The following is a 12,900-nucleotide window of genomic DNA, read 5'->3' as shown; positions in this document are numbered from 1 at the left end:
GGTACTGACACTGCGGTGTCAGCAGCAGGCCCGCACCATCGGTGGCTTCTTTGACCCGGAGCTTTTCTCATGACCGACGCCGTGCTGCAACACCCCCTTTGGCCGGATGCCGCGCCTGCGCGCGGCGACATGCCCCTGTCGGCAGCGACCTCTGCGGCCACCGCGCGCCGCAACTGGATCGCCGTGGCCTGCGCCCAGCACGCCCGCCGGGGCTGCGCCACGCCGGGCGCGGGCTATATGCAGGTGTGCCATGGCAAGGTGGCGCCGCTGCAGCGCATACGGCCTGGCGACCGTGTGGCGTACTACGCGCCGACGGTGACCATGGGCGGCAAGGACCGGCTGCAGGCGTTTGTCTCCATCGGCATCGTGTTGCCGGGGTCGCCGTATGCGTTTGATATGGGTGGCGGGTTTGTGCCGTCGCGGCGGGACGTGGCCTATGTGCCTGCACGTGAGGCGGCGATTGCGCCGCTGCTGGACGCGCTGGAGTTTGTGGACGACCGCCAGCGCTGGGGCAGCAAGTTCCGCTTTGGGCTGTTGGCCGTCAGCGACCACGACATGCGCATGATTGCGCGGGCGATGCAGGCCGAGCTGCAATCACTACATTTTTGATAGCGCCTTGGGCAATAGGTACGGGCGCAAGCGGCCAAAAAAGCTTCAAAACAACCCTGTGATGCCCACGAACAACCCGCAGGCGGGCGTCAGCACACCGCCATCAGCGTGTCCACCACCCGGCGTTGGGCGGCGGTCAGGGCGGCATAGCCCTCACGCAGCAGTCGCAGCACGATCTCGTGGACTTCCAGTTCACTAGCGGGCATGGTCTTCTCCTTGAACGGACAACAGTGGGCGGCCGCCGCAGGGGCAGGCCGATGACGTGAGCGCCTGCCACAACAATGCGGGCGCCCGGGCCTGCCCCACCATGGACCAAGCCCCGAAGCCACTGTGCCGAGGTGGCAGCGCAGGCGGTGGCGCGATAAAAGGGGAAGTTCGCGGCTTTTTTCGCGCGCCGCTCCGCAATCAAAAAGCCTAGGGGGAGCTCGCCCCGGGCACGTAGGCGTCGATGACCGGCGGTTCGCTGTCCCCCGCTGCGGTGCGGGCCAGCTTGAACCAGGTCCAGGTCTCCACATCGGGCGCGTCGTAGCTGCCGTAGGACTGCCCACCCCACGAGAAGTACGAGCCCTTGTTACCCGTGGTGAGCGTGCGCTTGCCCACGGCCAGGCCGCCGTCTTTGAGCAGCGCCAGCCTGAACCCCTGCAGCACGCCAGAGGCCCCAGGCTCCTTGTCCGGCGACACGGGCTGCGGAACCAGGTCGAGCATGCCGGAGCTGCAGCGGGTCTGCGCGCCGCTGTAGGTGACCAGGCTCCACTGCCGGGTGAGCGAGTTGCGCACGTTGCGCGCGCGGTTGATGGTGCGTGTGCGCAGCGTGGTTTCGCCGCGCTGCTGCTGCACCCAGACCTGCATCTCGGCCGAGCCGGTGAAAAACGGCAGGCTGCCCTGCACACCACCGGGCTCCACCGGCGGCCAGGCGTACACCCCTTGCAGGGACGGGCAGCCGAACCAGCTGCTCTGCACGGGGCCAAACGCCGGGGGCGGCTTGGGCGACCCCTGCACATCCGGCCCGCAGGCTGTGAGGGCCAGGCAACACAGGGCCAGCGTTGCGGCGCCGCCTGTGCGCTGCACGCGCCGGTGCGGTGCAGGCAAGGCGCTGTGTGATGGCAAGGGAGCGGCAGCTGTCATGGTGTCTGGGCGGTGGTGCAGCCCGATTGTCGGGCTGAACACGTTGCCTGCAGTTGCTGCATTTTTGATAGCAGTTTGCGCCTATCCCACCTGCGCTATGGCCTCAAAAGGCTCTAAAAGACTGTGCTAAGGATGCGCAGGCCGCGCCCGCACTCGTGCCAGCGCCTCGGGCACATCGCGCCACGCCGGGCGGCCGGGGGCGTAGCGCTGGCGCATGTAGCCCGCCAGCTCGGTGATCTGCGCATCGCTGAGCGCGTGGCCGAAGCCGGGCATGAAGCCGATGTCCCGCGCGGCGGGCTCGCGGATGCCGTGCACGATGACCTGCAGCAGGTTGTCGGGCCGGTCGCTGTGCAGGTTGCTGTTGAGCGCCAGGGGCACGTTCACGCCCAGCAGCTTCGGGCCGTCGCCGTCGTGGTGGCAGGCCGCACAGGCACCGTCGAACAGGCGCTGGGCCTGGCCGGGCTGGGGGGCCAGCGCGGCGGCCTGGGCCACGGCGGTTTGGGCGCGTTGTTGTGGGTCTGACACAGCCGGGGTCTCGGACTGGGTGCCGGGCTCCGTGGCATTGAAAGAGGCCAGGTAGCTTGCCATGGCGCGGATGTCGTCGTCGGGCAAGTGGGCCAGCTCGCGCACCACGGGCGCCATGGGGCCGGAGGCGCTGCCGTGCTGCGGGCTGTGGCCGTGGCGCAGGTAGCCATACAACGCATCGGCCGTCCAGGGCACGGGCGCCTTCGACAGGCCCGTGAGCGCAGGCGCCTCCCAGCCATCCACCATGGCGCCCGAGAGGAATGCAGCCCCACCCAACTCGGCCCCCAGCGCATTGCGCGGCGTGTGGCAGGCACCGCAGTGGCCTACGCCCTGCACCAGGTAGGCGCCCCGGTTCCAGTCGGGGAGGCGGGTCGGGTCGGGCTTGAACGGCGTGGCGTCGTGAAACAGCGCGTTCCAGCCCGCCATGAGGGGGCGCGCGCTGAACGGGAAGGTCAACGCGGTCTTCGGCACCTCGGCCCGCACGGCGGGCTGCGCCATGAGGTAGGCGTACAGCGCGGTCAGGTCGTCGTCGCTCATCTTGGCGAACGAGGTGTAGGGGAACGCGGGGTACAGGTGCCTGCCGTCGCGCGAGATGCCTTCGCGCATGGCACGCTGGAAAGCGCTGAAGGACCACTGGCCGATGCCGGTCTCGGCGTCGGGCGTGAGGTTGGAGGTGTAGACCTTGCCGAACGGTGTGTCCATGGCGCGGCCGCCCGTGTTGGGCGTGCCGCCGGGGGCGGTGTGGCACACCGCGCAGTCACCCGCAGCGGCCAGCAGGCGGCCGCGCTCGATGGTGGCGGCGTTGTAGACCGACACGCCCGCCGTCTGCACCACGGGCGCGATGGAGGGGCGCCAGCCCAGCAGCGCTGCGCCCATGGCGATACCACCAGCGACAAGAGCGAGCGCGCGGGCCCAGGGGCTGCGTTTGGCGGGCCATGTGGCGCTGGCGGGCACGGTGGGCGCGGGCAGCTCCAGCGTGGGCAATACCTCGGCCTGCTCGGTGGGTGCGGTGCTGCCTGCAGCCGCCTCGCCTGCGCCGCCGGGCAAGGGGTTGAGCCCGGCGCGCACCACCTCGGGCGTGAACGGCGGCGCACGGAAGCGCACGCCGGTCGCATCAAAGATCGCGTTGGCGATGGCGGCTGTGCCCGGCACGGAAGACGACTCACCCGAGCCCAGCGGCGCCTCGTCCTGCCGGGGCATGTGCATGACCTCGATGACCGGCACCTCGCGAAAGCTCAGGATGGGGTAACTGCCCCACTCGCGGTTGTCCACGGCCTGCTTGACGGGCTCGAACGTCACCTGCTCCTTGAGCGCGCGGCTGGTGGTCTGCAGCACGTTGCCGTGCACCTGCTGCTCCACACCGGCGGGGTTCACCATCAGGCCCGCGTCGTGGCCCACGACCACGCGGCGCACGTGCACCTCGCCGGTCTTCTTGTTGACCTCCACATCGGCCACCCAGGCCGCCCAGGCGGCGCCAAAGCCGGGCCATTTGCTGTGGATGTAGCGGGCATAGGCAAAGCCCTGGCCCTGCACCCAGTCACCTTTGTTGTCAGCGTCCAAGGGGCGCTGCTGCGGGCCGGTGCGGCGAATCCAGCCCGCCTTTTCGGCGGTGGCCTGCACCAGCTCGGCGGCGCGCGGGTCGTTCAGCAATTGCAGGCGAAACTGCACCGGGTCCACACCCGCAGCAGTAGCCAGTTCGTCCACATACGATTCGTGCGCAAACGAGTTGGGCAGCGCCGACACGCCGCGCAACCACGATGCGCGCACGATGGGCGGCATGTCGTTGACGGCCACGCGCAGGTTGTCGTACTGGTAGGGCGGGCGCGCGGTGCGGTCGCCCATCTCGTAGGCCTGGGCCACGGGCTCGATGGTGCGGGTGAGCAGCAGGGCCAGCGTGGGCGCGCCGTTGGACGGGTAGGACGTTTCGAAGTCGTACGCCGCCACGGTGCCATCGGCCTTGAGCCCGCCGCGCACCTGCATGAGCTGGGCCGTGCCCTTGGGCTCCCACAAATGCTCCTGCTCACGCGTGAGCTGCACGCGCACCGGGGCGCCCACGGCGCGCGAGAGCAGCGCGGCATCGGCGGCCACGTCATCGGCACCGTTGCGGCCGTAGCAGCCTGCGGCCTCCATGCGGATGAGGTCGATGTCCACATCGGCCAAGCCCATCAGGCGGGCCAGGTCGGCGCGCAGCACATGGGGGTTTTGGGTGCCCGCCCACACCGTCATGCGCGGGCGGCCTGTGCTGTCGTCACTGCGCCATTCGGCCACCGCGCACGATGGGCCGATGGAGCCATGCATCTGGTACGGCCACACATAGGTGCGCGGCATGGGCTGGCCGTCGGCAGACAGCGCGGCCAGGGCGCCCTCCACATCGCCCTCATCGACCAGGCGGCGCTGCGTGGCGGGGTTGGCGCGGATGGCCTGTTCCAGCGCCTCGGCGCTGTCCTGGCGCGGGAAGCCGGGCCAGTCTTTCCAGCGCACTTTCAAGTCGCGCAGGGCCTGCTCGGCCTGTTCCTCGCGCTCGGCGACGATGCCCACAAAGTCGCGGATCACCACCACGGCGCGGATGCCGGGGATGTGGGCGATGGACTGCTGGTCTACCGACTCCAGCGTGTTGCCGATGAAGTCGCCATGGTCCGCCCCCGCATACGGCGGACGCACCACGCGGCCATGCAGCATGCCGGGCACGCGCATGTCGTGCACAAACACCAGCTCGCCGCTGACCTTGGCGGGGATGTCCACGCGCGGCACGGACTGGCCGACCACGGTGTAATCGGCGGCGGCCTTGGTGGGCGTGGCATCCACCAGCTCCAGCGTGGTGTGTGCGCCCGCCAGCAGCGCGCCGTAGGCGAGTTGGCGCGATGGGTCTGCAGTGACCTGCACCACCCCCGCGCGCACCTGCAGTGCCTCCACCGGCACGCCCAACCGCTCTGCGGCCTGGGCCACCAGCCAGTGGCGTGCCTGCGCGGCAGCGGTGCGCAGGGGCTTGGCGTGGATCTGGATGGACGCACTGGCGATGGTGGCGCCCTGGTTGGGCGCGCGGGTGGTGTCGCCCAGCACCATGTTCACCTGGGCCAAAGGCACATCCAGCTCTTCGGCCACGATCTGCGCGAGTGCGGTGCGGATGCCGGTGCCCAGGTCCACATGGCCGTTGAGCGCGGTCACGCTGCCGTCGTCCCACACGGCGATCAGTATCTCCACGCCCTCGGCCGGGTTGCCCGCCACCAGCGCGGGCTGGCCCTTGACGGGGGGCGGCGCAGGCGGCGGGTTGCGCACTACCAGCAGCACGCCCTGGGCGGCATGGAAGTCGGCGCGGGTGAGCGGGCTGTGGGCGCGCAGGGATGAATGCGTGTTCATGCCTGGGCCTCGCGCATCAGCACCGCCGCGCGCAGCACGGCGCGGATGATTTCGACATGCGTGCCGCAGCGGCACAGGTTGCCCGACAGCTCGCGGCGCACGGCGGCCTCGTCGGGGTCTGGATTGCGCTCCAGCAAGGCCACGGCCATCATCACCATGCCGTTGAGGCAGTAGCCGCACTGCGCGGCCTGCTCATCCACAAAGGCCTGCTGCACCGGGTGAAGTCTTTCGGCGCGGCTGCAGCGCCCGGGCAGCCCTTCCAGCGTGGTCACCTCGCGGCCCGCCACGCCCTGCGCCGGGATCACGCAGGCCCGCGCGGCAATGCCATCCACCAGCACCGTGCACGCCCCGCACTGCCCCAGGCCGCAGCCGTATTTGGGGCCGTTGAGCGACAGGTCATTGCGCAACACGTGCAGCAGCGTGGCGCTGGCCAAGGTGCTCTGCGGCAGGGCAAACGGCTGGCCATTGACGACGACCGGGGAGAGTGAAGCGGGCGCGTGCATGTCTCGGTGGGTTGTTCTCAGTCAACGTCGCAGCGACCCGCTGCGCGTGTACATCTCCAGGTCCACAAAGTTGGAGCCATTGTGGTTGTTCGGGCCGTACTGCAACGGAAAATCGCCGATCTTGGTGGTGCCCATGTCTTCCATGGCCTTGATGAAGCCTTCACGCGTGAGCGCTTTGCCTGCGCGTTTGACGCCTTCCACAAACACGCGCGCGGCGATATAGCCCTCCAGCATGGTGTAGCTGTCGATCTTCTCGCCCGCGTCCGCACGGTCCTTGCGGTAGTCGGCCACGATACCCATGCGGCTGGCCTGCGGCGAGGGCACGATGCTGGCCGTGACCAGCCCTTCGATGCCGCCGTTCAGGCGCTGCGCCGAGCCCGGTGCGTCAGTGATGCCCACCGAGATGGTGTACAGCGGCGATGCCGCGCCCGCCGCCCGGTAGTCGCGCAGGAACACCTCCACCATCTTGCCCGCCATGATCATCACCACCGCGCCCGGCTGGGCCTTGGTGAGCTGCGCCACCTGGGGCTTGGCGTCGGTGGCGGCGATCTCCATGGGCACGGAATCGACCACCTTGACCTTCAGGCCCTGGGCGATCTGCAGGCAGGTGTCGAGGTTGGATTTGCCGAATGCGCTGTTCTGGTAGATGACGGCGATGTTGTTGATGCCCAGCGTGGCGAGGTGGCCCACGATCTTGCGCAGCTCAGTCTCGTAGCTGGCGCGCACGTGGAACAGGTAGCGGTTGTGCGTGGTGCGGAAGGACGTGGTGCCCACCAGCGGCGCGAACATGGGCACGCCGGCCTTCTCTGCCAGGGGCATGGCGGCGATGAGGTTGCCGGTGGCCACGTAGCCGATCAGGGCGAAGACCTTGTCTTCGTCAATGAGCTTGGCGGTGTTTTCGGCCGTCTTCTTGGGCTCGTAGGCGTCGTCGTGCGACACCAGCTCCAGCGTGCGCCCGTTCACGCCGCCGGTCTTGTTCACCTTGTCGAACGCCAGCGCAATGCCCGCCTTGTAGTCCACCCCGAAATCCTTGGCCGGGCCGGTGAACACGGCCGACTGGCCTACCTTGATGCGGGTGTCCGTCACCCCGGTTTCGGCAGCTGCCGGGCCTGCCCATGCCACCCCTGCCACCGCCAGGCCCACCATGGCGGTGCGGCGGTCGATGCATCCATCCTCCACTCCTCGACACTTCATGTAGTGCTCCTTACATCAAAAGGCAAAGTTTCCGTGGGAGCACAAACTTCGTGCAAGTGCTTGCAGAGGTGTTTTTTGTAACCAACGGCACACGTGGGCCACACACCACAGGTGCGCGTTGGCAGCGGGGGTCAGACGCTGAGGTAGGCGCGCCGCACCTCGTCGTTGGCGGCCAGCTCGGCCATGCTGGCCTGGTAGCGGATCTGGCCCTTTTCGAGCACATAGGCGCGGTCGGAGACCAGTTCGGCAAAGTGCATGTTTTGCTCGGACAGCAGAATGCTCACGCCCTGCTCCTTCAGCTCCAGGATCATGTGCGCCATCTGCTCCACGATGACGGGGGCCACGCCTTCGGAGGGCTCATCCAGCAGCACCAGATAGGGGTTACCCATGAGCGTGCGCGCCACGGTGAGCATCTGCTGCTCGCCGCCACTCATGCGACCGCCGGGGCGCTGGGGCATTTCGCCCAGGTTGGGGAAGAGCTTGAACAGGCGCTCTGGCGTCCACACCGGGGCGGCCGTGCCGTCGGGCCAGGTGCGGGCGGGTTGGCGGCCTACCTCCAGGTTCTCCATCACCGTGAGGTCGGTGAACACGCGGCGGTCTTCGGGCACAAAGCCCAGGCCCAGGCGCGCGGCATCGTGCGGGTCGCTTTTGGAGATGTCCCGGCCCATGAACTGGATCTGGCCCTTGCGTTTGGCCAGCATGCCCATCAGCGTCTTGAGCGTGGTGGATTTGCCTGCGCCGTTGCGGCCCATCAGGGCCACGACTTCGCCCCGACGCACATCCAGGTCCACGTCATACAGGATTTGCGCCGCGCCATACCAGGCCTGCAGCCCCTTGGCCTGCAGCAGCAGCTCTTTGGGTTCGTTGGTCGTCATGCTCATGCGGCCTCTGCAGCAGCGGCTGCCGTTTTTTTCTCGAAGGTCTTGCCGGTGCCGAAGTACACCTCCTGCACCTTGGGGTGGTCGCGCAGCTCCAGTGGCTTGCCCTCGGCAATGAGGCGCCCGCGCGCCAGCACGATCATGCGGTCGGCATAGGCAAACACCACGTCCATGCTGTGTTCGGTGAAGAGCACAGCCATGTTGCGGTCGATCACCAGCTGCTTGGTGAGCGCCATCAGCTCGTTGCGCTCCTTGGGCGCCATGCCGGCGGTGGGCTCGTCCATGAGCAGCAGCTTCGGCGCGTTGGCCATCGCGATGGCCAGCTCCACGCGCTTCACATCGCCATAGGCCAGCACGCTGCAGGGGCGGTCGGCCTGCGACTTCATGCCCACCTGGTCCAGCAGCGCCAGGGCCTCGTCGCGCTTGTGGTCTGCCGCCTTGCGCCACATCGCAAACAGGCGGTTGTCGTTGGAGATCAGTGCCATTTGCACGTTCTCTACCACCGTGAGCGATGCAAAGGTTTCAGCGATCTGAAAAGTGCGGCCCACGCCCATGCGCCAGATGTCGCGCGGCTTGCGGCCCACCAGCTCCTGGCCATTGAGCTGGATGGAGCCTGCATCGGCAGGCAGCTGGCCGTTGACCATGTTGAAGGTGGTGGACTTGCCCGCGCCGTTGGGGCCGATCAGCGCCAGCAGCTCGCCGGCAGCCAGCTCGAAGTGGATGCCATCCACCGCCTTCACGCCGCCAAAGGACTTGCCCAGGCCAGAGACTTTGAGCAGGCTCATGGCGTGCCCTCCTTCATGTTCTTGGCTTCGCGCTTGTTGTCGAAGATCTGCTTGATGGCCCCCGCAATACCCTGCGGGAACAGCAGCACCAGGATCAGGATGATGGCGCCCAGCATGGCGCGCCAGTAGTCGGTGTTGCGCGCCACGGTGTCGTGCAGCCAGGTGAAGGTGACGGCGCCCACCACGGGGCCCGCCAGCGTCTGGATGCCGCCCAGCAGCACCATCACCAAGCCATCCACCGAGCGCCCCACATGCAGCGTCTCGGGCGAGATGCTGCCCTTGGAGAACGCGAACAGTGCGCCGCCCAGACCCGCAAACAGCCCGGCGATTACAAAGGCCGTCCACTGCATGCGCTTCACATCAATGCCAATGGCATCGGCCCGCAGCACCGAATCCCGCCCGGCGCGCAGCGCATAACCAAAGGGCGAGAACAGCACGCGGCGCAACAGCAGCACGCAGCCCACCACCAGGGCCAGCGTGAGGTAGTAGTAGTTGCGCTTGTCCGACAGCCACTCGGCCGGCCACACGCCCGTGAGGCCGTTGCTGCCGCCCGTGAAGCCGTCCCACTGGTAGCAGATGGCCCAGGTGATCTGGGCAAACGCCAGCGTCAGCATGGCCAGGTACACACCCGACAGGCGCACGCAGAACCAGCCATAGAGCAGCGCGCCCGCCGCCGCCGCCAGCGGCGCCAGCACCAGCGCCAGCTCCATCGGGAGGCCCGCCGAACGCACCAGCAGCGCTGCGGCATAGGCACCCAGGCCAAAGTAGGCTGCGTGGCCGAACGAGTGCATGCCCGCCGGGCCCATGATGAAGTGCAGGCTGGCCGCAAACAGCGCGGCAATCAGCAGGTCGATCATCAGCACGGTGAGGTATGGCGAGCCCGTGGTCAGCAGCGGCAGCACCACCAGCACGGCCACCAGGGCTGCGCCACCCAGCTTGAACCAGCGCTCGGGCTGGCGCAGCGGCGCCTCGGGCAGGCCGGTGTTGCGGCTCACGCCCTGCGGCTTGCCCATGAGCCCCCAGGGGCGCCAGACCAACACCACCGCCATCACCAGAAACTCCACCACCAGCGTGAGCTTGGAGAACGACACGCTGACGCCAAAGATGTCCACCACACCCAGCCAGATGCAGATGGCCTTGATCTCGGCAATCAGCAAGGCCGCAACATAGGCACCCGGAATGGAGCCCATGCCCCCCACCACAACCACCACAAACGCGGCGCCGATGGTGTTGAGGTCCATCTCCAGTGTGGCGGGCTCGCGCGGCAGCTGCAACGCACCGCCCAGGCCCGCCAGCAGCGCGCCCAGGGCAAACACCGCCGTGAACAGCCAGGCCTGGTTCACGCCCAGGGCACTCACCATTTCGCGGTCTTGCGTAGCAGCGCGCACCAGCGTGCCCCAGCGCGTGCGGGTGAGCAGCAGCCACAACAGGCCCAGCACCACCGGGCCCACGACGATCAGGAACAGGTCATACGAAGGGAACTGCCGCCCCAGGATGTTGACCGAGCCCGACAGCCCCGGCGCGCGCGGGCCCAGCAGTTCTTCCGGCCCCCAGAACCACAGCGCGGCATCCTTGATGACCAGCACCAGCGCAAACGTGGCCAGCAGCTGGAACAGCTCGGGCGCCTTGTAGATGCGACGCAGCAGCACTACCTCCACCACCGCACCGAGCACCCCCACGGCCACGGCCGCGAGCAGCAGCGCGGGCCAGAAGCCCAGGCCGGTGCCCAGCTTGGCCACGAGCGAATAGGCCACATAGATGCCGACCATGAAGAACGAGCCATGCGCAAAGTTGACGATGCGCGTGACACCGAAGATCAGCGAGAGCCCGGCCCCCACCAGGAACAGCGAGGAGGCCCCCGCCAGTCCGTTGAGCAGCTGAACGATAAAACTCGAAAAACTCATTCCACATCCTTCGGGGTCACGGCAAGGTCCATCCCTGCAGGTCGGCGCCTGCGCTATGGTTCAGAGATCAGGGGCAGTGGGCGGGGAGGACACCCTCCCCGGCCTTGCGCGGCCGTCAGTCGGCGGGGCGCATTTTCTTGACTTCGTCGTTCGAGGGCTGGACCTTCGCGCCATCCACGTAGCGGTAGTTCACCATCACGCCCTTGCCACCTTCGTTCTTGGTGCGGCCCACATAACCGCCCATGGTGGACTGGTTGTCTTCAGGCCGGTACACGATGGGGCCAAACGGTGTGGGCACTTGCAGGCCCTTGAACGCGGCTACGAGCTTTTCGGTGTCGGTAGAGCCCGCCTTCTTCATGCCTTCGGCCAGCGACTTGATGGCGCTGTAGCCCACGATGGAGCCCAGGCGCGGGTAGTCATTGAACTTGGCCTGGTAGGCGGTCTGGAAGGCCTTGTGCTCAGGCGTCTGGATGCCGTACCAGGGGTAGCCGGTGACGATCCAGCCGTTGGGCGCTTCGTCCTTGAGCGGGTCCATGTATTCGGGCTCGCCGGTCAGCAGGCTGACCACCTCACGGCCCTGGAACAGGCCGCGCGTGTTGCCTTCGCGCACGAACTTGGACAGGTCCGCACCAAACAGCACGTTGAAGATCGCGTCGGGCTTCGCATCGGCCAAAGCCTGCACCACGCTGCCCGCATCGACCTTGCCCAGGGGCGGCGCCTGCTCGGCCACAAACTCCACATCGGGCTGTGCGGCCTTGAGCAGTTGCTTGAACGTGGCGACAGCCGACTGGCCGTATTCGTAGTTGGGGAACACCAGGGCCCAGCGCTTTTTCTTGAGCGCTGCAGCGTCGGGCACCATCATCGACACCTGCATGTAGGTGGAGGGGCGCAGGCGGTAGGTGTAGCGGTTGCCGTTCTGCCAGACGATCTTGTCCGTCAGCGGCTCGCCGGCCAGGAAGAAGAACTTCTTTTGCTTGGCAAAGTCAGTCAGCGCCAGCCCGATGTGCGAGAGGAACGAGCCGGTGAGCACATCGACCTTTTCGCGCGACACCAGCTCTTCGGCAGCGCGCACGGCATCGCCGGGGTTGGCGTTGTCATCGCGGATGACGAGCTGCACCTTCTTTCCCAGCACGCCGCCCGATGCGTTGATCTCGTCCACCGCCAGTTCCATGCCCTTCTTGTAGGGCTCCAGGAAGGCGGGCTGCGCCTTGTAGCTGTTGATCTCGCCAATCTTGATGACATCCTGGGCGTGCACCACAGGGGCCAGCGTGAGTGCCAGCGCGGCTGCGGCCGTGGCACGCATGAGGTTTCGTCGCATCGTCATGGGGAAACTCCTGAAGGGTGGGTTGGTGAGGGGGTGGAAAAGACTGCTCGGGATGGTAGTGCGTGCTCTGTGTTCAGCTCAGCGCAGGCCATCCACACCTTTGATCTCGGAAACCTGGAGGCCGCCAATGCGGGCCAGCGGGCGACCGCTGTCGGTCACGACGATGGCCACCACGATTTCGTTGGCACGGGGTGCGTCGGCCACACGGGCCTCCATGGCGTCGAAGTGGCTGCGCACATAGGCGGCATCTTTGTGGCCCAGGGGCACGTCGATGGCCGTGCCCAGGCCGCCGATCTTCTTGCTGGACGGCACCAGGGCGGCGCCCTTCTCAACCGCCACGCGCAAGGGCGCGCCCAGCTTGGGGTGCAGGATGGCTGCGGCATGTTCCAGCTCGCCCGCCTCGCCCACGATGGCGGCCTTGCCGTAGCTATGGGCCTGGCCAGGTTCAATGCCCAGGGCGGCAACGCAGCGTGCGCCCAGTAGCGCGCCCAGCTCTTCGCCGATGGCAACCAGTTCGTCGAGGTTCTCGACATAGCGGCCTGCGCAGGGGTTCTCGATGACGGCCATGGCCAGCGCCTTGCGCACGGGCGGCACCACCTCGCGGCCCATCTCCACGCGGATTTCGTCGGTTTGAACAATGATCTTGCGGATCTTGGCGGACATGTGGGGGTCTCCTTGAGTCTTAGGGGGCAGCCG

General features: G+C 67.6%; 10 protein-coding genes. 1 reads left to right on the top strand and 9 read right to left on the bottom strand.

Annotation, left to right across the window (positions count from 1 at the left end):
- Positions 1-69 precede the first annotated feature (69 nt).
- Complete coding sequence (locus CBY09_RS13300; RefSeq protein WP_240515713.1) at positions 70-609, top strand: EVE domain-containing protein; 540 nt, start codon at positions 70-72, stop codon at positions 607-609.
- A gap of 414 nt (positions 610-1,023) precedes the next feature.
- Here the strand turns inward: CBY09_RS13300 and CBY09_RS13295 are convergent, their stop codons facing one another.
- The 9 genes from CBY09_RS13295 to CBY09_RS13255 all read right to left on the bottom strand — a co-directional run bounded on the left by CBY09_RS13295 (position 1,024) and on the right by CBY09_RS13255 (position 12,867).
- The gene (locus tag CBY09_RS13295; RefSeq protein WP_240515712.1) at positions 1,024-1,734 is read right to left on the bottom strand and encodes a hypothetical protein; all 711 of its coding nucleotides are present in this window, start codon (positions 1,732-1,734) and stop codon (positions 1,024-1,026) included.
- 126 nt (positions 1,735-1,860) lie between these two features.
- On the bottom strand, positions 1,861-5,616 hold the full coding sequence (locus CBY09_RS13290; protein ID WP_094290070.1) for a molybdopterin cofactor-binding domain-containing protein: 3,756 nt from the start codon (positions 5,614-5,616) through the stop codon (positions 1,861-1,863).
- Complete coding sequence (locus CBY09_RS13285) at positions 5,613-6,119, bottom strand: (2Fe-2S)-binding protein (protein WP_094290069.1); 507 nt, start codon at positions 6,117-6,119, stop codon at positions 5,613-5,615. The genes CBY09_RS13290 and CBY09_RS13285 overlap by 4 nt, the downstream gene beginning before the upstream one ends.
- A gap of 21 nt (positions 6,120-6,140) precedes the next feature.
- The gene (locus CBY09_RS13280; RefSeq protein ID WP_205734137.1) at positions 6,141-7,313 is read right to left on the bottom strand and encodes an ABC transporter substrate-binding protein; all 1,173 of its coding nucleotides are present in this window, start codon (positions 7,311-7,313) and stop codon (positions 6,141-6,143) included.
- A gap of 131 nt (positions 7,314-7,444) precedes the next feature.
- Complete coding sequence (locus CBY09_RS13275; RefSeq protein WP_094290068.1) at positions 7,445-8,188, bottom strand: ABC transporter ATP-binding protein; 744 nt, start codon at positions 8,186-8,188, stop codon at positions 7,445-7,447.
- Positions 8,189-8,190: 2 nt separating this feature from the next.
- Entirely contained in the window at positions 8,191-8,976 is a 786-nt protein-coding gene (locus CBY09_RS13270; protein ID WP_055398725.1) for an ABC transporter ATP-binding protein, read from the bottom strand.
- The gene (locus CBY09_RS13265) at positions 8,973-10,880 is read right to left on the bottom strand and encodes an ABC transporter permease (RefSeq protein ID WP_094290067.1); all 1,908 of its coding nucleotides are present in this window, start codon (positions 10,878-10,880) and stop codon (positions 8,973-8,975) included. Before CBY09_RS13265 ends, CBY09_RS13270 begins: the two co-directional genes overlap by 4 nt.
- A gap of 115 nt (positions 10,881-10,995) precedes the next feature.
- Positions 10,996-12,204, bottom strand: a complete 1,209-nt coding sequence (locus tag CBY09_RS13260; RefSeq protein WP_094290066.1) for an ABC transporter substrate-binding protein — start codon at positions 12,202-12,204, stop codon at positions 10,996-10,998.
- A gap of 78 nt (positions 12,205-12,282) precedes the next feature.
- Positions 12,283-12,867, bottom strand: coding sequence for an amino acid synthesis family protein (locus CBY09_RS13255; RefSeq protein ID WP_094290065.1), 585 nt, complete (start codon positions 12,865-12,867; stop codon positions 12,283-12,285).
- Positions 12,868-12,900 lie beyond the last annotated feature (33 nt).

Origin of the sequence: Acidovorax kalamii (assembly GCF_002245625.1) — a bacterium.
GTDB lineage: Bacteria > Pseudomonadota > Gammaproteobacteria > Burkholderiales > Burkholderiaceae_C > Acidovorax > Acidovorax kalamii.
The sequence above is the reverse complement of the archived record's forward strand: the minus strand, read 5'-3'. Positions and strand labels throughout refer to the sequence as shown.